The organism is Pseudobutyrivibrio sp. (assembly GCF_017471675.1).
Taxonomy (GTDB): Bacteria; Bacillota; Clostridia; order Lachnospirales; family Lachnospiraceae; genus Pseudobutyrivibrio.
In genome coordinates, this window is sequence record NZ_JAFUSK010000017.1 from 1 (window position 1) to 23108 (window position 23108).

Annotated in this window: 18 protein-coding genes; 2 read left to right on the forward strand and 16 right to left on the reverse strand. The window is 40.1% G+C overall.

Annotated elements, in window-relative coordinates; genetic code table 11:
- Positions 1-318: 318 nt before the first annotated feature.
- The 13 genes from IJ535_RS02615 to IJ535_RS02675 form a co-directional block, all read right to left on the reverse strand.
- Positions 319-1503 carry a MalY/PatB family protein gene (locus IJ535_RS02615; RefSeq protein WP_294298478.1) on the reverse strand — a complete coding sequence of 395 codons (1185 nt, stop codon included), beginning with the start codon at positions 1501-1503 and terminating at the stop codon, positions 319-321.
- Complete coding sequence (locus IJ535_RS02620) at positions 1485-2369, reverse strand: DUF3737 family protein (protein ID WP_294298480.1); 885 nt, start codon at positions 2367-2369, stop codon at positions 1485-1487. The genes IJ535_RS02615 and IJ535_RS02620 overlap by 19 nt, the downstream gene beginning before the upstream one ends.
- A gap of 123 nt (positions 2370-2492) precedes the next feature.
- Complete coding sequence (locus tag IJ535_RS02625; RefSeq protein ID WP_294298483.1) at positions 2493-4118, reverse strand: Mbeg1-like protein; 1626 nt, start codon at positions 4116-4118, stop codon at positions 2493-2495.
- A gap of 95 nt (positions 4119-4213) precedes the next feature.
- Positions 4214-5578: a PFL family protein gene (locus tag IJ535_RS02630; RefSeq protein ID WP_294298486.1), complete on the reverse strand. Its 1365-nt coding sequence runs from the start codon at positions 5576-5578 to the stop codon at positions 4214-4216.
- 110 nt (positions 5579-5688) lie between these two features.
- Positions 5689-5979, reverse strand: coding sequence for an ACT domain-containing protein (locus IJ535_RS02635; protein WP_330619487.1), 291 nt, complete (start codon positions 5977-5979; stop codon positions 5689-5691).
- 173 nt (positions 5980-6152) lie between these two features.
- The gene (locus IJ535_RS02640) at positions 6153-6953 is read right to left on the reverse strand and encodes an MBL fold metallo-hydrolase (protein WP_294298490.1); all 801 of its coding nucleotides are present in this window, start codon (positions 6951-6953) and stop codon (positions 6153-6155) included.
- Between the two features lie 60 nt (positions 6954-7013).
- A complete protein-coding gene (locus tag IJ535_RS02645) occupies positions 7014-9086 on the reverse strand; it encodes a cell division FtsA domain-containing protein (RefSeq protein WP_294298492.1) in 2073 nt (690 codons plus the stop codon).
- Positions 9087-9105: 19 nt separating this feature from the next.
- Positions 9106-9702, reverse strand: a complete 597-nt coding sequence (coaE, locus tag IJ535_RS02650; RefSeq protein ID WP_294298494.1) for a dephospho-CoA kinase — start codon at positions 9700-9702, stop codon at positions 9106-9108.
- Positions 9703-9710: 8 nt separating this feature from the next.
- A complete protein-coding gene (locus IJ535_RS02655; RefSeq protein ID WP_294298497.1) occupies positions 9711-10427 on the reverse strand; it encodes a DUF975 family protein in 717 nt (238 codons plus the stop codon).
- 124 nt (positions 10428-10551) lie between these two features.
- Positions 10552-13242 (reverse strand): DNA polymerase I, encoded by a 2691-nt coding sequence (gene polA, locus IJ535_RS02660; protein WP_294298499.1) that lies wholly within the window; start codon positions 13240-13242, stop codon positions 10552-10554.
- A 152-nt stretch (positions 13243-13394) separates the two neighbouring features.
- Complete coding sequence (locus tag IJ535_RS02665; protein ID WP_294298504.1) at positions 13395-15188, reverse strand: aminopeptidase P family protein; 1794 nt, start codon at positions 15186-15188, stop codon at positions 13395-13397.
- Complete coding sequence (locus IJ535_RS02670) at positions 15188-16456, reverse strand: glycoside hydrolase family 5 protein (RefSeq protein WP_294298506.1); 1269 nt, start codon at positions 16454-16456, stop codon at positions 15188-15190. The genes IJ535_RS02665 and IJ535_RS02670 overlap by 1 nt, the downstream gene beginning before the upstream one ends.
- Positions 16457-16467: 11 nt before the next feature.
- Entirely contained in the window at positions 16468-16674 is a 207-nt protein-coding gene (locus IJ535_RS02675; RefSeq protein WP_294298510.1) for a hypothetical protein, read from the reverse strand.
- Between the two features lie 180 nt (positions 16675-16854).
- Here IJ535_RS02675 and IJ535_RS02680 point away from each other — a divergent pair, with 180 nt between their 5' ends.
- Positions 16855-17139 (forward strand): hypothetical protein, encoded by a 285-nt coding sequence (locus IJ535_RS02680; RefSeq protein WP_294298513.1) that lies wholly within the window; start codon positions 16855-16857, stop codon positions 17137-17139.
- Positions 17140-17223: 84 nt separating this feature from the next.
- Positions 17224-18018 (forward strand): pyrroline-5-carboxylate reductase, encoded by a 795-nt coding sequence (gene proC / locus IJ535_RS02685; protein WP_330619488.1) that lies wholly within the window; start codon positions 17224-17226, stop codon positions 18016-18018.
- Positions 18019-18106: 88 nt separating this feature from the next.
- Here proC and IJ535_RS02690 read toward each other — a convergent pair whose 3' ends face one another.
- The 3 genes from IJ535_RS02690 to IJ535_RS02700 form a co-directional block, all read right to left on the reverse strand.
- A complete protein-coding gene (locus IJ535_RS02690) occupies positions 18107-19318 on the reverse strand; it encodes a 6-phosphofructokinase (RefSeq protein ID WP_294298516.1) in 1212 nt (403 codons plus the stop codon).
- A 91-nt stretch (positions 19319-19409) separates the two neighbouring features.
- Complete coding sequence (locus tag IJ535_RS02695) at positions 19410-19955, reverse strand: hypothetical protein (protein WP_294298520.1); 546 nt, start codon at positions 19953-19955, stop codon at positions 19410-19412.
- 14 nt (positions 19956-19969) lie between these two features.
- The gene (locus IJ535_RS02700) at positions 19970-22852 is read right to left on the reverse strand and encodes a hypothetical protein (protein WP_294298522.1); all 2883 of its coding nucleotides are present in this window, start codon (positions 22850-22852) and stop codon (positions 19970-19972) included.
- Positions 22853-23108: the final 256 nt, after the last annotated feature.

Genomic DNA, 23108 nt, shown 5'->3' on the forward strand with positions numbered 1-23108 from the left:
GAAGCCGGTAGGAAAACATCCAAAAACTGCTTTTAATTCTACTTGGCGAATGTAATATGAATGCAATTAATACTAATATTACCACCCCTGCTATTTTGAAAAACTACAATGTGTCTGCGAGATACATACAGTGTCTTCGAATAGTCAAAGCCGTGAAAGGACACGTGACGTATGCTCGTTTGTGGCATTAAGAAAATCTGCAATTCTTCTCCAATGCTTCATAGGCGGCAGCTGCAGACAGATGTATCAAGCGGGCTATTTGGGGTGTATTTACAACAAGCTCTTCTGGAGTGGACAGGCACTATCTAGTATATACGGCTAGTCCGCTACACGCTTTATGCCCTCCTTCAAGCGATTTAGCCCGTCCATTAGTGTCGCGCGGGTGCAGGCTACGTTCATGCGTAGGAAGTAGCGGCCGGCTTCGCCGTATTCGATGCCTTCAGTGATGTAGAGACCTGTGGTCTCACGGATGGATGCTGCCACCTCTTCGCTTGATTTGCCAAGAGAGCTAATATCTATCCATAGCAGATATGTGGCCTCACCGTGGACAATGCTAATACCAGGAATTTCTTTTTCAATGAAATCCTCGGCAATTTTGCGGTTGGTAAATACATATTCGCGCATTTCATCCAGCCACTGGCCGCCCTTGTTAAAGGCTGCCTCAGTAACTACCTGTGCAAAAGAATTTGGCTCTGCCACCTCGTCTGTGTTAAGACCACGCCATACCTTGTGACGAAGGAATGGGTTAGCCACAACCACAGCTGAGGTCTGCAAGCCTGCGATGTTAAAGCACTTAGTAGGTGCGATGCAGGTAATGCTCACATCCTTGCAAGTGTCAGATACAGATGCAAATGGTACATAAGACTTGCCAGGGATGGTGATATCACAATGGATTTCATCGGAGATTACGGTAACACCATATTTCTTAGCAAGCTCACCTACCTTGGCAAGCTCATCCCTGTTCCAAATGCGTCCAACAGGATTGTGAGGATTGCAAAGAATCATAAGGCTAGCCTGTGGGTCAGCCATCTTCTTTTCCAGGTCTGCAAGGTCCATCTCGTAATTGCCATCCTTGTAGATAAGAGGACTTTCCAATGGGCGACAGCCGTTATTCACAATACTGTTGAAAAAGATATTATAAACAGGTGTCTGAATGATTACCTTTTCGTTAGGTGTGGTAAGCTTGCGGACAATAGATGAAATAGATGGAATGACACCTGTTGAAAAGATGAGCCATTCCCTTTCTATCTCAAAGCCATGCCTGTTCTTCCACCAATTCTGATATGCCTGATACCATTCATCTGTTAAATCAGAATAGCCAAAGACACCGTGAGAAAGCCTATCTGCTATGGCTTCCCTAATCTCTGGTGCAGTCTGAAAATCCATATCTGCTACCCACATAGGAAGCTCATTTTCCTTAACATCCCACTTTAATGAATCGGTGCCTCGCCTGTTTATCGGTGTGTCAAAATCATATTTTCCCATTAACGATTTCTTCTCCATTCTACGATTTCTTCTGTCTTGCCAATGACATTACATACAATCTTGGTTTTAGCAGGGTCAACCATGTCCTTTTCTACAATAAGCTCTTCAATCTCCTGTGCTGTGATTGTTCCACTTTCAGGATTGAATACGCTGTCCACCTTATTGGTAATTTCTGCATCGATATTCTTAGCATACTCAAATGCAAGTGTTGTATTAATAAGCTTGCAGTTTTTCATTGTAAGATTATCAATGTAGCAAAGCCCCTGAAGGCTTTCTATTGTACAGTTTACAAATGTAAGATTCTTAGCGTTCCAGCCTAAGTATTCCCCACAAATGTATGAATCATATACAGTAACATTTTCTGTGTTCCAGAATGCATCCTTTGAAAGAAGCACTGAATTACGAATAGTGATATTGCTAGCTCCGTCAAATGAATAATTGCCATCCAGACGAAGATTATCAATCTCAATACCATCTGTATTCATGGCAAAATAATGTCCCTTAGCGGTGACATTTTTAAGCTTGATGTTCTTACACATCCAGAAGGTTTCCTCTGCGTTGGTAAGATTAACATTTTCAAGTGTTACACCGTCGCATCTGCGGAAATTCTTAGGTGCAGTGATTAATGAATCGTAAACCTTGATATTGTTTGTGTACCACACGCCTGAACGAGCCATCTCGAACCAGTTGCAGTTTCTAACTGTTACATTGTTTGAGTACCACATTGGATATTTCCATTTAAACTGAGAATCGTAAACCTCTATATTCTTGCTTTCCTTTAAAGGAGATTCTCCTTCGTCAAAGATTGAATCATAGATTTTAGCGCCATCCTCTGCAAAAAGCGCTCTCTCCCCTTTAAAAAATTGCTGTCTATATTCTTTCATATATACCTCCGAACCATACTTCCTATATTAAACAATAAGATTGTATCACCTAAAGCTGACTTTAGGTCAAACCATCAATCAATTTATATTTATACTATAACATTAAAATTCAATTTTGTAAAATTAAATAGTACGCTTCGAAGTATAGCATCGATGAAATATCATTCCAAGGTTCACGATACTATCGATTAGCAGTACCACACCAAGGAAAACCATGTACCATGCCAATGTGTCCTTTGGGGCAATCAGTATAAAGCCCGCTAGAATGATAAGAAAAACTATCTCAAACACAAGCTTCACCTTCTCAGGACGGCGTTCCTTTTTGTCTGTCTCGTTGCACAGATTCCTAAATGTAATGGCATTGCGATAGGCCCATGCCAAAAAGGAAACACCTATAACCACACTACCGATTAAAAAAAGGGCGTCCTCTTTTACCAAAAGCATTGCATATACGCCAAGCATCACAAGGCAAATATACACTCTGGCAGATTCCTCCTGCAGATTCCATTTGGCCTTTATCAAATGCCTGATAGTAACGATTATCTCAAACACTATCACGGCAAGAAGCGCAAGACTTATACCTGCCTGCAAAATATATTCTGGAATTATAAACAAAATGATGCTGGTAAAAAGCATACACACATAAGGCAACCATTCCTTAGCCTGAATTTTTTGCTTAATTTTATTTGCCTTTTCACTGTCAGGAGCCTTATCTAATGCTGCTGTAACAGGCAGCTTCATAAATGTTCTGACAGTATTTTTATCCAGGGATAATAGCTCTATAAGAATTTTTTCTATAGCAAATGGTCCCTTTTGAACAACCTGAGTGGTAGTTTTAATTCCTGCTTTGTCTATGGAATTAAACAGATTATTTACAAAGCTGATTCGCTTTTCGTCGTTGCAGCTTTCTATCCACTGATCCAGCACCTGATTTATAAACACACTGCCAGGATGATTGCTGTCTGAAAGAAGCGGCAAGCCATGGTCCACACCCCATGTAAATAAATCATGCTGCATTACCCCTTCTTCTGTACTCTTTACAATCTTAAGGGGGATTTCAGTCTCCTCGAATAGCTTACCAAAGATAGAATACTCTGGAATGAAGCGAAGTGCCTTGTCCTTTATCTTAGATACGCAGGTCTTATCGCACACCTCAGGGCAAAGGCCCGGGCCATCGTTCATATATACAAAGCTTACATTGTCCTGTAGCTCGTCCTCTAAATGGGTGGCTGCATATAGTGCCAGGTTTGCTCCCTTGCTGTGGCCTGCCACTATCAGCTTATGGTTGCCATCTATAGCATCCTTTAGATAAGCCAGTGCCTTCTTTTGTGCTTCAGTTTCAGTGAAGCTTATCATGAAATCCTCTTTCCAGCCTGCCATAGTGTCATCCGTGCCACGATAAGAAATAAATCTAAGCTCATCTGTTAAATCAAAGGTCATAGCGGCAAACTGAGCAGATAAGGCTTCATCCAATACATCCACGTGACGACTTAAATAGATATCTCCAAAGCGCTTGGATTCTGCAGCAAGGTCCACAATAAATTCCTTACCGTAAAATGTTCCCTGAATGCCAGATTTGGATTTCACCTCAGCTACTACATCCCTGAATTTTCGAGGGCTTGTGATCTTAATATCAGTCAAAATCAGATAAGTAAGCTTACAAAGTATGAAATTGTCCACCTCCGTCAGTGGTTTTTCATCGAATGAAAACTCCCCGTACCATCTAAGGTAATCTGAAATATTATCCATTTTTCACCCCACAAAAAAAGTAATAGTCACTACTTAAAATAGTAACTATTACTTTAACCGAATACAATAAACTAAATATTAATTTTTTGAAAAATCTAATTCTTAAAAGAATGAATTGGTGCAGGAATACGTCCCTCTCTATTGATAAAGTCTGCGCAAGAGAATTTATTAACAGGCATGATTGGTGCATAGCCAAATAATCCACCAAATTCAACAGTATCACCAACACCCTTGCCAATAACAGGGATAAGACGTGCTGCTGTTGTCTTCTGATTAACCATACCAAGTGCCATTTCATCAGCAATCATACCTGAGATTGTTGTAGCAGGTGTGTCACCTGGGATTGCAATCATATCAAGACCTACTGAACATACACATGTCATAGCCTCAAGCTTTTCAAGAGTGATTGCGCCAGCCTCTACAGAATTAATCATACCCTGATCCTCTGATACAGGAATGAATGCACCTGAAAGACCGCCAACATAAGAGCTTGCCATTACACCGCCCTTCTTAACCTGGTCGTTAAGCATTGCAAGTGCTGCTGTTGTTCCTGGTGCACCAGCATATTCAAGGCCGATTTCACAAAGAATATCAGCTACTGAATCTCCGATTGCAGGTGTTGGAGCAAGAGATAAATCAATAATACCAAAAGGAATGCCTAAGCGCTTTGATGCTTCCTGGGCTACCAGCTGACCTACACGGGTAACCTTGAACGCTGTCTTTTTGATTGTCTCACAAAGAACCTCGAAGCTCTCGCCGCGAACCTGCTCTAATGCCTTCTTAACAACGCCAGGGCCTGATACACCTACGTTGATGATTGCATCTGCCTCTGTAACACCGTGGAAGGCACCAGCCATAAATGGGTTGTCATCTGGAGCGTTGCAGAATACTACAAGCTTCATGCAATCTACAGAATCTCTATCCTTAGAGCGGTCTGCCACCTGAAGAAGAATATCTCCCATAAGGCGAACTGCGTCCATATTAATACCTGTTTTTGTGGAAGCTAAATTAACGGAACTACAAACTCTTGATGTTTCGCAAAGAGCCTGTGGAATAGAACGGATAAGCATCTCATCTGCTGTTGTCATACCCTTTGAGACAAGTGCTGAATATCCACCAATAAGATTTGCACCGACTGCCTCAGCAGCCTTATCTAATGTGTGAGCAATACCAACAAAATCCTCTGGAGTCTTGCAAGCTGCACCACCAACTAAAGCAATAGGAGTAACAGAGATTCGTCTGTTAACAATTGGGATACCGTAGTCTCTTTCGATTTCCTTTGCTACCTTATCCAAATCCTTTGCAACTGTTGTAATACGATGATATATCTTTTCATTTAAAAGCTTTAAATCTGCATCTATGCATTCTAGTAAGCTGATGCCGATGGTGATTGTGCGGACATCAAGTGTCTGCTCCTCTACCATTTTATTTGTTTCGATGACTTCTTTTATGTTTACCATGATTATTCTCCTAGTTGTTTAACGGGAAGGCCGCACCCATCCAGGATTTCCTTCGGAAAAAAGGGTGCGCCGTGATAAGTGATTTCTCTTCGCTTTGCTCGATTAATCACTTATAATCTATGCATCTTCTCGAAAATCTCTTCCTTCTGAGCCTTTACCTGAACACCTATTTCATCACCAAGCTTTTCAAGGTCTGTCTGAAGATCACCAAAGCTTTTTGATGCTGCATTAATATCTACAATCATCATCATGTTAAAGTAGCCCTTAACAATTGTCTGTGTAATATCTAAAACATTGACACCGCTATCTGCCAGATATGTACAGATACGAGCAATTATGCCCACTGTGTCCTTACCTACAACTGTAATAATAACCTTATTCTCCATTGTTTCTCCTTCCATACTACAAGTGTAATCCGCCTGTTAATAGGCAGCTTAGTGTTTCATGCTCCCGCAAGCCATCTCCCATTTCAGTCAAGGGAACCTCCCTAAAGGGTTCCTCCTTAACTGAATGGGGCCCTCTTGCTCGCGCTTGCCTAGGTTGTGTAGCCTATTAACATGCTCATTGACAAACCTTACATAACCACTCGTTCGGATACGTCGCTGCGTGAAGCTACGGTGATGTTGAAGTCGGCGCCAGTGTATGGAGTGCTATTATCCATAGTTACCTCTAGGCGAACGGTTTCGTAGGCCAAATCAGGGTAATTGTTCTCATGGCTAAGATGTCCCAAAAAGACATGCTTTACATTATCGTGAAGCACCTGGCTAAGAAGCTTACCACTGGCTTCATTTGATAAATGACCGAAATCTCCAAGGATTCTCTGCTTAAGAGGATATGGGTATGCCCCTACCTCCAGCATGTGAATATCATGATTTGCTTCAAGAAGCATAGCATCAAGACCAGTTAGGTTTTCAATTATATTGTTGTCATAATACCCTAAGTCAGTGCAGACTGCAACCTTTGATTTATTATTTTCTATACGATATGCAACTGGATCAGCAGCATCATGACTGATATGAAATGGGTGAATTGTAAGAGTACCCAGATTAAAGTCCTCATCAGGCTTTATAACATGAAAGAGGCTATCATCGATAGCCCCTAAGCTTTTCATTGAACGAATAGCACGAATTGTGCCAGCAGTAGCATAAATGGGAATATGATATTTGCGGGAAATAACTCCTAAGCCTGACACGTGATCTGAATGCTCATGTGTCACAAGAAGTCCATTCATATCGGCTGTTGTATAATCATATTTGTTCATACCAGCCTCTATGCGCTTTCCTGAAATACCTGCATCTATCATTACATGTGTGTGATCATCTCCCACACAGATGCAATTTCCACTACTACCACTTGCAATACTAAAAAAATCCATTATATCTTATATCTTTCTATTTTAAATCTTTTATCTATTTCCTTTTTACGGGAAGGCAGGTTAGCTCCAATAACATTCAACCTCATCATTAGCGTGAAGCTCATCGGCGTAGCCGCATTTTTCGCCATTGATTCTGATAACAAGAGGTCTTCCATTGCCTGCATTTGGATCAAAATCAATAAGATTGTAAATATCTACAAAGATGTAATCCTTCTTGCCTGAAAGCACCATGTTCTTGCCGTTAATCTTAACTGGAAGATCAACAGTTTCGATTTTAATCTTTGTTCTAGCATCCTTAACAGGTGCATCCTCCATAGGTGGCGCCTGATAATCCTCTGGCAGACCTTCCTCATCATCTACTATGTAATCCCCGGCGTAAGCCACAGGTGATGTTGTAGTCCAATCAATAACGAAGTTCTCGTATACCAAAGAATCATAACCTGATGGACGATTATTTACAAGAATTTCATATCTGTCATCTATAGTAACATCCATGAATTCTGCCAACTGACCAACTGTATAGAATGGGCGTGTTTCGATAACATCCCCTTCCTTAATCGTGTATGTAGGTGGCTCCATAGAACCATTAACTTCTACAAACTTAGGGCATTTAACCCTGTGTCCACATACTGTAAAGTACAGATAATCTGTGGTGAACTCTGCCAAATCAGCAATAGTTCCTGAGCCCCCCTCGCCTACAGTAGATGGTACCAGTGTAACATCTGCGTTAAACTCAAGAGGTGTGTTAATGCCAACAGTTCTGCCATTCATTGTAACTACAGCAGATTCTCCTTCGGTACCACGAATCATTCTAGAAACTCCGTTAACTGTAAAGTTAACCTCACGGCCACGTCTTGGGAACAGCTGGTCTGCTGAAAAGCCTGCCTGCATAGCAGCATCAACAATAGTAAGCTGACCATTATCGTATAATTTCATCATCTCACCATTAAAGTGAATCATGATGAAGTTGTTCTTTGTCTCGTAATAATTGAGGCATATTCCAATTGGTGTAACAAGCAAGGAATCCTTCTTAACATCCTCTTCCTCAAAGATGATGTTCTTCATTACCTCTTCACCACGAAGAGCTACACGCTCAGACACAATCTTTAAATCCTTGGCAAGAGCCTCAGTAAAGCCATGCACCTTACCACCACCGCCTACTACAAAGGCAGCTGATACAGATTTGCCGCCGTTAAGCTCCTGTATCTTAGTAGCTACTTCTTTGGCAATTTTCTCCATTACAGGATCTGTAAGCTTCCATACATCCTCAGATTTGATAGTATGGCTGATGCCCATAATATCTTCGTAGGTGATTTCGCCACCCTCTGTGGAAGCACGCTTGATGGTCTCTGCTGTGGCAAAATCCACAAGGAATTCGTGTACCAAAACCTCTGTAAGCTCATCCCCTGCCATAGGAATCATGCCGTATGCAATGATACTGCCATCCCTGGTGACACAGATATCGGATGTGCCGGCACCTACATCAATAAGTGCAATATTAAGCATTCTAAAATTCTGTGGAATAGCTACATTGATAGCTGCAATAGGCTCCAATGTAAGATTAGCAACTGATAAGCCTGCCTTATCAACTGCAGAATAAAGACCATCTACAACATCCTCAGGAAGGAAGGTTACGATAATATCCTCCCCGATAATATCAGCCTTATGGTCCTCTAGTGATGTGAATACATCACCATTCAAATAATATTTAACGGTAGAATAGCCTACGCAGAAGAATTTGTATTTCTTATCTTCGTCACCCTTAAGCTCCTTGCCTGCCTGCTCGATGCCCATCATATCAAGAGTATGCAAATCCTCACCGGAAACAACTGTCTCCTCAGGATATTCCATCTCTACATGGGTGGTAACTGTACGAAGCACACGACCAGCGGCAGCGATACATACTTCTGTAAGATTAAGACCAGTCTTAGCCTCAAGCTCCTTTTTAACCTCATCGCAGGTAGCGCCTACCCTGCCTATATCGTGAATCTGTCCATCAAGCATGGCACGGGTGTCATGTTCCTTAAGATCCTGGGCGATGACATGAAAATCATCTCCCTCTAAATAACCCACGGTACCAATAACATTTCTGGTACCAATATCAAGCCCAAATACAATATCCTTCGTCTCCATAAACTACACTCCTCGGAATTTATTCTTCTGATAATATAGCCTTAAGCTGTGACAAGGTGTTCTCCTTATCCCCACTATTATCAATAATCCTGTCAGTATGCTCCCTAAAGGAAACATCGCTGCGCTGAGACATGATAGTATTTTTGATTCTTTCCATACTATATCCACGGGATTCCATCAGGCGCTTAGCCCTTACTTCCTCAGTGGCATATATGTACCACATCTCATCAACAAGTTTACCATATCCACATTCTATGAGCAATGCAGCTTCAAAGAAAAAATACTCTATATTGTGCTTTTTTCGTTCAATCTCTACTTGATTTAGTACTTCCTTCTCTACTGCGGGATGCACTATGGCATTAACCGACTGCCGCAGACTATCATCAGCAAACATAAGCTTTGCCATAAGAGGACGATTAATCTGCCCGCTATCCCCTACAATGCTCTCAGGCCATGGAAGGCTAACCACTGCCTCAAAGCACTGATTTCCTGCCTGCATCAGGGTGGCTGCCACCTCATCTGCAAGCAACACTTTGCAATTAAAATTTTCCTTTAGTAAAGAGAGCACCGTGCTTTTGCCAGCGCCGATGCCCCCTGTAATTCCTATAAACTTCATGTATTACTCTAAAATTCTCCTTCAACGGCCTGCTCTGTTGCAGTAATACCATCATCCATTCTGGTTCTCTTTAAATAATCATAAGCACCGCCAAGTGCAAGTGTCATATATGGTGTAACAAAGAAAATATCTAAAATACCAAATGTAAATACAGCAAGAATTGCCCAGCCAATGAAGCTTAATTCAAGTACAAATATGCTCCACTTGAAGCCTGATGTCATCTTCTTTGACATTGCAAAGCATTCCTTGATAGAAAGGTCTGGTCTGTCAATAAGAAGGTAAGGCATCATTGAATACTGATAGCCCTTGATGATACCTGGGATAATAAAGAGTAAAGCCCAAAGGAATGTATAGATAGTTACTAAAAGCATACCACCTAATACTCTACCAAAATTACCGTCTTTGAAAGCTACAAACAAATCACCGATTTCTGGTGAGTCGCCTCTGTATACTCTATATGCAAAACGTGCGATACCAACTTCAAATATAATTGAAAGTAATACACCTACAATATACAAAACTGAAGTAAGTACAGATGTTTCAGGAACATAATAAACCTCTCCTGCCATGGTAGCTGAAATTTGAGCCATTGAATTAGGAATTGTAGCGCAACCTGCAACTAATCCGCTAAGTATAGAACCTAAAAACAGAATACCAATTACTGCCCAATAGTTTGCCTTAAGTGCTGCTCTTGCGTTTGCTTTGATTTCTTTTCTTGGAAACATAACTCTTTCTCCTTTTCTTAATTTGAATTTACGGGAAAACTCAGCCATTATAGATTGCCTTCGGCAATGGGGCTGAGTTGTGGCAGACAGGCTCTTCCCATAAATGGGCCCCTCCTATCTGCATTTAGTGTGCCTCAGCCCAATTCTTTCCAGCATTCATATCTATCTCCAGCTTTACTGAAAGGGCTGCAGCGTTCTCCATTTCTTCACGTATAAGCTCTTCTACCTGAGTGCGTTCTGACTCTAAGGTTTCAACCAAAAGCTCATCGTGAACCTGTAACAACAGCTTAGATTTAAGATGTTCACTAAGCAATCTATCATGCACCTTAACCATGGCAATCTTGATGATATCAGCAGCTGTTCCCTGAATAGGTGAATTCATAGCTACTCTCTCGCCAAACTGTCTGGTCATAAAATTAGAAGATGAAAGCTCTGGAATAGGACGACGTCTGCCATACATGGTAGTTACATAGCCTTTTTCCTTGCCTTCGGCCTTCAATCCTTCTAGGAATGCATGCATCTTAGGATAGGCCAGGAAGTAATTATCAATATATTCCTGAGCTTCTCCCCTGCTTACATCTATATCTTTTGCAAGTCCGAAAGCACTAATACCATAGACAATGCCGAAATTAACCGCCTTTGCCCTGCGGCGCTGCAAATCTGTAACCTCATCAAAAGGTGTGTTAAACACAAGTGATGCTGTAGAACGATGTATGTCCTGTCCTGCTTTAAATGCATTAATCAGATTGTCGTCACCAGACATATGTGCCAACACCCTAAGCTCAATCTGAGAATAATCTGCATCTAAAAATACATATCCGTCCTTTGGATGGAATACCTTTCTAATCTCTCGACCAAGCTCCATTCTAATTGGAATGTTCTGAAGATTAGGCTCTGTAGAGCTAATTCGTCCTGTTGCAGTAACTGTCTGCATGAAGGTAGAACGAACTCTTCCATCTGCATCTACGCAATTTGCAAGACCATCAGCATAAGTACTTTTCAGCTTTGCAAGCTGTCTATATTCTAATATATCACATATAATAGGATTTGTGGAAGAAAGTTCTTCTAAAACGTCCGCAGCTGTGGAAAAACCAGTCTTTGTCTTCTTTCCGCCCTGAATTCCAAGCTTTTCGAAAAGAATAACACCAAGCTGCTTAGGTGAATTAATGTTAAACTCTTCCCCAGCTTCCTTATAAATGCTTTGTTCAAGCTCAGCAATACGTACTGAAAGCTTATCACCATACTCCTTAAGGGAAGCTGCATCCATTGCAATACCTGCAATTTCCATATCAAAAAGTGTATAAACCAAAGGAAGCTCTATATCCTCATAAATAGCAAGCATTCCCTCTTCCTTTATCTCAGAAATCACCTTTTCAAAGGCTGCGTAAGCCACATAAGCATTGTAGCAGGCATAAGTGGTTACAGCATCGATTAGGCTATCGTCCTCTAAGGCCGCCTCTAGCTTTTTCTTGCCAAACAAATCCGCTGCAGCTGGTATGATGATGGAAAGTATTTCGCTTGCCACATCATCTGCTGTGTAGGCGTTCTTGGTAGGATTAAGCAGATATGCCGCAACAGCCACATCACAGGCTGATGGGAAGATTACCGCCTTACCACCATTTTCATCTACTGATTGCTTTTCATCCTGGCTAAGAATATTGTAAACTACGTGCATAGCATTCTTTAAATCCCAGAAGCAAAGCTTAACACCTGCTGCACTTACTTCCATAAGCTTGTGTGCCACATAATCTGGTGTAATAAAGCCAGCGATTTCCACATAGATTGTAGAATCACCTACAGATAAGGCTACACCCTTAATATTTTTATTAGCATCTGACATGATGCTTGCACCGATAAAATCTTTTCCACTCTTCTTTAAATCTGCAAAGAAGTTTTCCACATCTGAAAGGTCAGATATCCTCTTAAATGTATCTGATGTGGTATCCTGCACCTTGGCAGTGGTGGTACTCTCAAATCTAGGTAATAGCTTTTTAAGCTCATATCTCTTACAGAGAAGATAAGCCTCTTCTGTAAAGATATTTCCAAGCTTGGTACAGCCTTCTTCAAGCTCGATAGGTGCCTGCAAGCTAATAGTAGCAAGCTCCTTAGAAAGCACTGCCTGATCCCACTGCTCAATAAACTTTTCAACAACCTTGGATTTCTTCATCTCATCCACATGCTCATGACATGCTTCGATAGAACCATATTCGGCAATCCACTTAAAGGCAGTCTTTTCGCCTATTTTTTCAACACCCGGAATATTATCAGATGAATCACCCATTAGGGCTTTAACATCAATATACTGCTTTGGTGTTACGCCGAAAGCCTCTTCAAAATCCTTGGCATAGTAATTGATAACCTCTTTAGTCTTTACAAGAGATATCTTTACCTTTTCTGTGGCAAGCTGTAGTAAATCCCTATCTCCGGAAACGATAGTAACATCAAAGCCCTTTTCCTCGCCTATACGAGAAAGAGTGCCGAGGATATCATCAGCCTCCCAGCCTTCCATTGTAACAACAGGCACGCCCATAGCTTTAAGCATTTCCTGGATACGTGGAATCTGCTCCTTTAGTTCTGGAAGCATAGGCTTACGTGTGCCCTTGTATGCATCAAACATCTTGTGACGGAATGTAGGTGCATGTACATCGAATGCAACAGCAAAGTTATCTGGCTGTTCTTCATCGATGAATTTGAACATCATATTTAGGAAACCAAAAATGGCGCCGGTGTGCTCTCCGGCGCTATTTGTAAGGTCTGGGACTCCGTAGAATGCCCTGTTTGCGATACTATGTCCATCCATTAAAAGTAATTTCATAACATTAATCCTTCAAATATTTTACTCCGTCGGTTACGCCTACAAGCAATAGGTAACTTAGCTCAACTAAAAATGTTTCGCTAAAGTTACCTATTAGCTTGATGTCTACCGACTCATCGAATTCTATGCTTGTTACGTGAACAAGCTTGTGTTTAGATTGCACGAGTTTCGTTAGCGAGCCATGCGTTTTCCTCGTCGGTGAGGTATGGCTTAAGGGTTTCGCGAACCATTGCGTGGTAGTCGTTAAGTGTCTTCTTTTCGTATTCTGTAAGCATCTCTGGAATAACTGCATCCAATTCGTATGGGCAGTATGTGATTGCCTCGAAGTGACGGAACTCACCGTATTCTGTAGTCTCACCTGGTACGCAAAGAAGCTCGTTTTCGATACGGATACCGAAGCCGTCCTCAATGTAAAGACCTGGCTCGTCTGTAGTAATCATACCTGGCTTAATCTCTGCTGATGGCTGTCCGTCAACTGTTCTCCAGCGGAAGTTATTAGGTCCTTCATGTACGTTAAGGATGTGGCCAACACCGTGACCTGTACCACATCTGTAATCAAGTCCCATATCCCATACTGGACCACGTGATAATATATCAAGGTTAGCGCCAGTAGCTCCCTTAGGGAAATTGGCAGCCATAAGTCTTAGGTGGCAACGAAGAACTACTGTATAATACTCCTTCATCTGCTCAGTAAGCTCGCCAAGTGCGATAGTTCTAGTGATATCTGTAGTACCTTCAAGGTAGTGGGCTCCTGAATCAACAAGCAAGAATCCCTCTGGTTTAAGGGTTGCTTCAGAACCTGGCTTAGCACTGTAATGCATCATTGCAGCGTTTGGTCCGTAAGCAGAAATAGTGCCAAATGAAAGGTCCACATAGTTTTCCTGCTCCTTACGTCTAGCCTCGTAATAATCAGAAACAGTGATTTCTGTCATCGGAACCTTACCAATGTTTTCCTTAACGTATTTGATAGCCTTTGTGCAGGCAACACCGTCCTTAACATGGGCGATGCGAGTATTCTTAATCTCTGTCTCATTCTTGATAGAGCGCATAAGCTCTGATGGATTCTTGCCATCGATAATCTTAGCTGAGCCCTTTAATGCCTTAACAAGATTGTAGTTAACAATGCTCTCATCAAGAAGCACTCTTCTATCTGCCAAATCAGCGCTTTGCATGTAATGATATACCATATCGTAAGGATAAAGTTTAACACCCTTTTCATTAAGATAGCTCATAGCCTCTGCTGGCCAGTTGGTTGTATCTGTAAATAAAATAACACTATCATCTGTAATAAGAAGGAATGAAAGGAATACTGGTACGTTATCGATATCATTTCCTCTAAGATTCATAATGTAAGCAATATCATAAAGGCAAGTAATAAGATGCGCATCTGCCTTCTTCTTTTTCATTTCTTCTCTGATACGAGAAATCTTTGACTCCATGGTCTCGCCAGAATATTCATCAGCAAGGACCCATGTAGTAGCCTTTGGAAGTGATGGTCTGTCCTCCCAAATAATATCTACCAAATCCTCTGTGGTGAAAAGCTCGCCACCCTTGTCCTGGGCAATATCAAAATATCTGGCAGCCTTTTTAGCAGAAACACATCTGCCATCAAATCCCAGGCAACCGCCAGCTGGGAAGTTCTTTTCAATAAATTCATCTACCTCTGGAACATTAGGCTCACCCATGCGCTCAAGGATTACCTCTGAATCTGCAATCTGCTTAGCAGCCTGAACGAAATATCTTCCATCTGCCCAAAGATGTGCTTCTGTAAGTGTGATAACGGCTGTACCAGCTGAACCGGTAAAGCCTGTAATAAAGCTACGCTCCTTAAAATGCTCTCCTACATATTCAGATGAATGAAAATCATCTGTTGGAATAAGGTAAAGATCAATTCCTCTTTCCTTCATTAAGTCTCTTAATTTTGCAATTTTCTCATTTGTTGTCATTATCTTCTTTTCTCCGTATTACTTTTAGTTTGTTTTGTATTATCTTTGAGCATGTCAAAGAAATACTGTCCCTGCTCGGACAAATCATCATACTGTAAATCAGCTGTCTTATCACAATCTGAAGCTATAAGGGCAGAGCCTTCCGCTTTGTTTGAAAGATTCCAGATGCAGCTGGAAAGCTGGTATTCATCAATTACTTCCTGCCACTTAGCGGCTTCCTTAGAGTCTACTGCTCCATCTCCATCGGCTGATACAAATCCGTATTCAGAAATAAATACTGGTAAGCCCTCTTCCAAGGCATTAGTAAGTGCATTTCTAGCACTAGACTTGTGTGAGCCAGCGTAGAAATGATATGTGTACATGATGTTATCAAAATCAAGTGGGTCACCCATAACCGAATCAAGGTCGCTAGACCACTTAGGTGTACCAACAAGGATAAGTGCATCCTTATTGACATTTCTAATTACAGGAATCACCTCATTAGCGTATGCCTTGATATCTTCCCAGGTAGTGTCACCATTTGGCTCGTTGCAAATCTCGTAGATAACATTTTCGTTATCTTCGTATTTACGAACCATCTCACCAAAGAACTGGATAGCATCGGCCTTGTACTCATTAGGATTGCTATCGTTAAGTATGTGCCAATCTATAATGACGTACATATCGTTATCAGTGGCAGCCTTCACAGCCTCATCAATGTTTTCCTTAAGGGTATCCTTAATATCCTGACCACCTACGCAGTAACCATTGTAATCACTGGTGTACATAGCAAGCCTGATAACATTGATTCCCCAGTTATCCCTAAGGGATTTGATAGAATCTGCTGTGACATATTCAGGGAACCAGCTGAGGCCATGGGAACTGACGCCTGTAAGCTGGACTGCTTTACCAGTGTTATCAACAAGAGCGCCATCTTCCACGTGAAGCGCACCATAGTAATCTAAGGTAACACCTGTAGAATCGCCGTCTGCTAAAGCAGCAGGCTCCTTTACTGGCTCCTGTTCCTTTTCTTCCTTTGGCTCTTCCTTTGCTACTTCTTTATCCTGCTCAGTGCTCTTAGGCTCCTTCACTGTAACCTTAAGCTCCTTTTGCTCCTTGGCAGGCTCCTTTACCTCTTCCTTCTTGGCTTCAGTCTCAACTAACTGCCAAGGGAAGGTAACATCACCCTTCATATAGCTAATACCAAAAACACCACCAACAATAACTATCGCAAGAACAATTACAAGTATAACTGTTAAAAACTTCTGCCTCTTACTAACCATTTTCATAACCCTCCAAATTAATCAAATGTAATTGTAGCCTCTCCATTATGAGAATACTGAATATAGTCGTAAAGACGTGAGCTGCTTAATAAATCAAGAGCTTCCAAATCAAAATCATAATCTGCAAAATCTACCTCTTCGATAAATTTATCTAATTCTTCATTGCTAAGTGAATTAACATATTCCTTTATTTCTACAATTGTCTTTCCTGTTAAATCGTACATATAAAACCTCTTTTCTTTAAAACATTTAATTAAGTCCTTATGGGTCATATTTTACTACATTCTATAGGTTTAAAAAAGATGATTTTATTGTGAATACTATTGATATAAATAGTTATATTTGCTAACGTATTAGTGTAGGGATGAATCAACAAGCTTTTTAGCTAGTTAGGATAATGTATTATGAAAAAGAAACCAAAATTATCTAAGAATGTATGTAAAGATGTGGTATTATGCCGCACTACTAATAAGCATGTATCTAATCGCACTTCAGATTTGCTTTTAGAGCAATCTGTGGCTTTTTCTAAATCCTTCAAGCCAATTCCATTTTTCCTTAGAAGAAAATACAATGGTGCGAAGCAGTTTTATGTTATTTCCATCAGCAGAATTCAATATTCAAAGGCCAGGCACGCCCTCACTCTCTTAGGCGAGCGTGATTTAAGTAGACTGTGGTTAAATGTTATATAACATCAAAGATAATGTACAAAGAAGTTCGAAAATGGTACACTAAGCGTAGCATTTTGAACTTCTTTTTTTAATGGAGGTGTTATAGTGAAAATCGGTTTTATTGGAACAGGTAACATGGGATCTGCTATGATGGGTGGAATTATTTCCGCTGGCATGGTGGACGCTTCAGATGTAATGGCTAGCGATATTTTCCAAGCTGCGCTCGATAAGGTCAGCGAAGAATTTGGAGTTAAAACCAGCACTAACAACAGAGATGTTGTTGAATTTGCAGATATTGTTTTTCTTGCGGTTAAGCCACAATATCTTCCTCATGCCATTGATGGTATTAAGGATATGGATTACGGCAACAAGCTTGTAGTAAGCATTGCTGCCGGCCAGTCACTTGATAAGCTTTCAGAGCTTTTTGGCAAAGAGCTTAAGCTTATTAGGGTTATGCCAAACACTCCTGCCCTTGTTGGTGAAGCCATGAGTGCTCTTAGCCCTAACAAGCTGGTTTCCGATGAAGAAGCTAAGGATGTTCTTAAGCTTTTCGAATCCTTTGGAAAGGCTGAGATTGTACCAGAGAGATTACAGGATGCTGTAGTTGGAATCAGCGGCTCTTCACCTGCCTATGTATTTATGTTTATAGAAGCATTAGCAGATGGCGCCGTAGCAGAAGGCATGCCGCGCGCACAAGCCTACAAATTCGCAGCACAGGCTGTGCTTGGCTCTGCCAAGATGGTACTAGAAACCGGAGAACACCCTGGGGTACTTAAGGATCAGGTTTGCTCACCAGGTGGTACTACTATTGAGGCTGTTGCAACACTTGAAGCACTTGGCTTTAGAAATGCAGTTATTGAAGCTGAGAGAGTTTGTATTGATAAATCTAGAGAGTTGTAAAAAATAACTGATGAGGGAAATTTGTAGATACCCCCCTCATCAGTCACCTTCGGTGACAGCTTCCCCCTTGAGAAGGGGGAAGCCTTTTTTACATTGTTACATATACTGGAAGACCATTCTGATACTCAAGCTCTGGCTCGCCAAGAACTAGAGGCTTTAAGTATTCTATCATTTCTTCTGTAACCCAATTGTGTGATGAATTAATCCACTCCTTAGGAACTTCCTTGGCCTCATTGGCAATATCATGAATCTTAGCATAATCGTATTCTACTGTGTATGGCTCATTGCTTGTGCGCTTAAGTATTACCATAGCACCAGTAACACCATCTTCTGCAAACTTAACACCATTCTTGCCAAGCTCTACAGATTCTAAGATATCTGTAAGAGAACTGATGTGAGCTGCTGCACGCTGCAGTACATTTACCTCAATAGAGCGGCACTTGCAGCCAAGTCTATCCTTAACAAGATATTCAAGAGTCTTGCCTGCCCCGGAAAGCTGAGCATGTCCAAAGTTATCAAGTGTGCCTGTAGATGCAGAGATGTACTCTCCTGCTGCATCTCTGATTCCTTCTGAAACAGCAACTACGATATTAGTCTTTTCCTTAAGAAGGCGAGATAAATCATTAACAAAAATCTCTGTATTAAAAGGCACCTCTGGTAAGTAGATTAAATCAGGGCCTGCACAATATTCATTTCTTGCAAGGGAAGTAGCTGCTGTAAGCCAGCCTGCATCACGTCCCATTACCTCTATGATAGTTACGCTAGGAGAATTGTAAATCTTAGCATCATACACTACTTCCATTGTGGTAGTGGCAATGTATTTAGCAGCTGAACCAAAACCAGGTGTATGGTCAGTTACACAAAGATCATTATCAATTGTTTTAGGAACTCCAATAAATCTGATATGTGAATCGATTTGCTTTGCATAAGCAGAAAGCTTATCAACGGTATCCATAGAATCGTTTCCGCCGATGTAGAAAAATGCATCGATATTGTATCTATCGAACTGCTCAAAGAGATGCTTGTAGATAGGGTCATTTGATTCTACACTAGGTAGCTTGAAACGACATGAACCTAAAAACATAGCAGGTGTTGTCTTAAGTTGTTTGATAAAATTTGGTTCTGAATTAGCGATTTTGCCAAGGTCGATGACATTATCATCTTTGATACCGAGAATTCCATTTAAGGAACCGTAGATATTATCGTATTTTGAAGCAAGTGCTCCCTCGATGACTCCAGCAAGGCTGGCATTAATTGCAACAGTAGGACCACCTGACTGTGCCACAATAGCGTTACCCATGATATATCCTCCCATCATTTGCTACTAAGAGCTTACTAATGGTTATTTTACCACAAGTAGATGGGAGGATGAATAGGTAACCTAATTATTTTTATGCCTCTTCATATATACCCATTTCTTTAAGCATATCTGGGATATCAAGTACTCCAGCATTCACACGAAGTACTAAATCGCAATACTGATCTGTAACAGCAACAGAATTACCCATGCATATATTTACCTGCTCATACAAAGCATCTTTTGAAAGACCTATAGGTAGAGGAGTTGTCATCTTATAAGCCAGTATTTGCTTATCCTTGTCTATGCAAAATGCACCACATTGTATATAGAAATTGATAGTGGACATAGCTTCATATAATTTAGAAATATTTTGCTCCACAATAGTGTCAGCTATAATAATAGCTGATGAAAAATACTGAACCTTTTCCTCTTCGGAATAAACAGGCAAAAATGCATATTCGCCAAGAGCTCCCTCCTCAGTTTCATAGCCTAGCTCATCAAAAAGAACTCTTAATATCTCAGCATCTTCCTCTTTTTCTTTCTTGTTAAGATGTACTGCAAAAAACTCTGCTGTCATCTCATCCTTAATCTGTTTTAGTATTTCATGTCTGATTTTTTCCAACTCTTTAATATTCATTATTTATCCTCCTTTTATTTGCCAGCAAATTTTCTTGCAATAACAGCTTCGTCTGGAATTTTTTTATTGGCATCATACGGCAATCCTAAAGCCTTTACCAATTGTATATAACCGTTCTTTTCTTCGTCATTTTCAGCCCCACCAGAACCAGCATCACCAAATAGCTTAGCATATACATATTGACCAAATTTCTTACAGATCTGATCTGCTGCTGAATTAGTGTCAGCGTAGCCTGCCACTGCAGCCATTTTTAGCCTAAGATTTTCATTATATTTTTCCTGATTATAAATTTTACGTGATCTATCTCCCATTAGTTTCTGTGATGTCTCAGATACTTTTTTCATATCCATAAAATCATCGAACAATTCCTTCTTTATCCCTCGTAAACGTTTTGCCTCAGCTACCGATATAGCTAAACTAGCTGCAAATAAAATAATTGCAGCACCAACCTGCCCACCTCCTGGTACAAAGCTAGTCATTAGTGTCAAACCGTTTATCACTGTATTAGCCATTGCCACATCTAGCTTTAGCTCGCTAATCTTCTTAGCAAGCTTTACCATACTTTCATCGTATTTTTGTTCTCTCTTAAGCTTTTTAAGCTGAGCCTCTTCATCAGCGGTTCTATCTTTCTTAGTTTCTAAATTATTAATTGTACCTTGCTTATTTTGTTTCTTATTTTTTAAGGCTTCCTCTGCATTGGTGGCATTACGCATATCTAGTGCCCCTGTTACTACCTTATATGCATTGATTCCAAGTGCAATTCCGGCAGTAGCTGTTCCTGCGGTTTTAAGAATCCCAGAGGCTTGAACGTGTTCAAACCCAGTCACTATATCTTTTGCCATTACATATAGTTTTAAACCGCTAATAACACCGCCTTCAGCACTATTCGTAATACTCACAATGGAAGAAATCACATCTCCCATATGCATATTATCAGCATTCTTCACGAGATTCATAATACTTCCAATAGTAGTAATAGCTGTACTGACTACTGTAAGTGAATCTCCTACACCACCGGAAGCATATTTATAAGTCTTTAGACTAGTTTCACTAAGCCCCCAACTTAAACCATAGCTGTTGATTGCTTTAGAACTATATTTGTTTGCATCCTTAGTATACTTTATTGCAGTCTTACTATAATCATGAAATTTTTTCCAACTAGTTGACCCACCCTGCTTTGCATTAGATGATTTTAGACTAGCATTATATTCATCACTATTATCTTGGATATTTTTTAGTTGATCATCTGCATTAAAAAGTTCTTTTCTTACCAATACGCAACGTTTTCCAGCGGCGTCTAGCTTATTTTGAAGCTCCTGCTTCTTATTTTTATCTTTGTTATTCAGCTTTTGTTCTAAGCATTCCTTATAGGTTATGTTTGCAAGCATAAACTCGGCTAGTAGATTTTTGCGATCTTCAACTAATACTTGTACTCTTTCTTCTTCTGTTGTTACTGCTGATTCGCCATTTTCTTCAGCAGTTTCCTGTGCTTCGCGCCTTTGCTTTGCTTTTTCTACATCTTCTTCTATTGTAGAAGTGGTTGCCAATAATTCTTTATAATCACGAGAAATCTGCATTACTTCTGACAATTTATACATGTTTATATAGTCACCATTAACACGTCGCGTAAGTTTTAGAAAGATTGCCTTCATCTTTTTTTCTAGCAAGTCTACATTTGGCTTATAATTTATTTGTGAAGCAAATACATCATACATCTGAGGACTTTTTCTCTGGCCAGTCTCTATCAAATAATACATGAATAGTCTTTCTCTTTTAGACATTGACATTAGTTTGCTTATAATCTCTTCATGATGATTTTTCGTCCCTACAAGTCTTCCAAAAATACCTTTATTATCGAAATTCTTAAGGAACCATCTATCACATTCATAGATTCCTTTTATCTGTTCCTCTTTCAATGTTGCGTCCATCTGCTCATCAGAAAGACCTATTTCCTTATCTCTTTCATTTTCTAAGGCTTCTTTTTCTTTAAGATAATCCATAACAGGATCACTAAGTTTCTTTTTTATATCTTCATCCTTTTCCAAGCGTTTAAGCATGTCATCCTTCATCTTATAATCATCATAGATTTGGATGATTTTCATTATTGAAGCCTTTCCCTTGCCATTTGAATACTGAGCTCGATACAATTTAATATCATTTTCAAATGGTTTAAAGAGATTTCTCTTCTTTTGAATACGTTGCCTTTCTCCACCTTCTTCTTCCCCAAAGGTCGCCGCCCACTTTTCATAAATATCTGCTAGTTCTATAAGTCTACTATCTACGCCCTTGGTTGCCTTATATTTTCGTTTCAATTCCTCTACATTTGGTTCAGGGGGCATATTCTTAGGTTTTCCCATACTTATATTAACATTTGCAAGAAAAGCTTCAGATACCAGCATAAATTCCTTCGCAACTTGCTTGCGTTTATTCTTCTCCCCATAGTGCTTGCCTCGGTGAGTATCATAGTAAGCATTTGCACATTCAGAAAGGCGCACTATTGCTTCTATAATATCTGAGGTGTCAACATCCTTAGCGGTTCCGATTTTTTTAGCTCTTTTTTGGAGATCAAAGGTAAGCTTTAACGTTTTTATATTGTCAATAGCATCATACAGCTGATTAGCTGCTGCCTCATGATCACCTTTTTCAGAACGTAAAAGTTCCACCTCTTTCATATTTATGTTTTTAAGTACTGTAAGCATAACATTAAATTGCTTCAGTACTGTAGCATCAACATTTTTCTTATTATAATCAAGAGCTGGCTCTTCTTTTTTCTCCACCACATTTTCCTGATTTAACAAATGTTGCTTATTTAACTCTTTATTATCTTCTCTTTGTATATTTTTTTCTGCATTAGTGCTTAGCGATGTCCACTTCACATCTTTATAATGTTCTTGCATATCCCCACTCCTTTACAATCTAAAACAAAAATCATAAATACCACAATATTGAAAGAATATGTAGATTAATAATAAAATATAAATGTTATTTTTTTATGAACATTAAGATAAGAAAAAAAGGGGCTGTTAAAAAACTCCCCTAAAAAAGGACTGGATTCAGTGACTATCCTCGGATAGCCCCTGAATCCTCTTTTATTTTGTTTTTGGATTTTCTTTTGCCCCTATAATTATAAAAAATAGAGTCACTAAGCAAAGC

Excerpts from the sequence above, each read along its gene's own strand:
- IJ535_RS02615 (WP_294298478.1), bottom strand. The coding sequence starts at position 1,503 with ATGGAGAAGAAATCGTTAATGGGAAAATATGATTTTGACACACCGATA.
- IJ535_RS02620 (WP_294298480.1), bottom strand. The coding sequence starts at position 2,369 with ATGAAAGAATATAGACAGCAATTTTTTAAAGGGGAGAGAGCGCTTTTT.
- IJ535_RS02625 (WP_294298483.1), bottom strand. The coding sequence starts at position 4,118 with ATGGATAATATTTCAGATTACCTTAGATGGTACGGGGAGTTTTCATTC.
- IJ535_RS02630 (WP_294298486.1), bottom strand. The coding sequence starts at position 5,578 with ATGGTAAACATAAAAGAAGTCATCGAAACAAATAAAATGGTAGAGGAG.
- IJ535_RS02635 (WP_330619487.1), bottom strand. The coding sequence starts at position 5,979 with ATGGAAGGAGAAACAATGGAGAATAAGGTTATTATTACAGTTGTAGGT.
- IJ535_RS02640 (WP_294298490.1), bottom strand. The coding sequence starts at position 6,953 with ATGGATTTTTTTAGTATTGCAAGTGGTAGTAGTGGAAATTGCATCTGT.
- IJ535_RS02645 (WP_294298492.1), bottom strand. The coding sequence starts at position 9,086 with ATGGAGACGAAGGATATTGTATTTGGGCTTGATATTGGTACCAGAAAT.
- coaE (WP_294298494.1), bottom strand. The coding sequence starts at position 9,702 with ATGAAGTTTATAGGAATTACAGGGGGCATCGGCGCTGGCAAAAGCACG.
- IJ535_RS02655 (WP_294298497.1), bottom strand. The coding sequence starts at position 10,427 with ATGTTTCCAAGAAAAGAAATCAAAGCAAACGCAAGAGCAGCACTTAAG.
- polA (WP_294298499.1), bottom strand. The coding sequence starts at position 13,242 with ATGAAATTACTTTTAATGGATGGACATAGTATCGCAAACAGGGCATTC.
- IJ535_RS02665 (WP_294298504.1), bottom strand. The coding sequence starts at position 15,188 with ATGACAACAAATGAGAAAATTGCAAAATTAAGAGACTTAATGAAGGAA.
- IJ535_RS02670 (WP_294298506.1), bottom strand. The coding sequence starts at position 16,456 with ATGAAAATGGTTAGTAAGAGGCAGAAGTTTTTAACAGTTATACTTGTA.
- IJ535_RS02675 (WP_294298510.1), bottom strand. The coding sequence starts at position 16,674 with ATGTACGATTTAACAGGAAAGACAATTGTAGAAATAAAGGAATATGTT.
- IJ535_RS02680 (WP_294298513.1), top strand. The coding sequence starts at position 16,855 with ATGAAAAAGAAACCAAAATTATCTAAGAATGTATGTAAAGATGTGGTA.
- IJ535_RS02690 (WP_294298516.1), bottom strand. The coding sequence starts at position 19,318 with ATGGGTAACGCTATTGTGGCACAGTCAGGTGGTCCTACTGTTGCAATT.
- IJ535_RS02695 (WP_294298520.1), bottom strand. The coding sequence starts at position 19,955 with ATGAATATTAAAGAGTTGGAAAAAATCAGACATGAAATACTAAAACAG.
- IJ535_RS02700 (WP_294298522.1), bottom strand. The coding sequence starts at position 22,852 with ATGCAAGAACATTATAAAGATGTGAAGTGGACATCGCTAAGCACTAAT.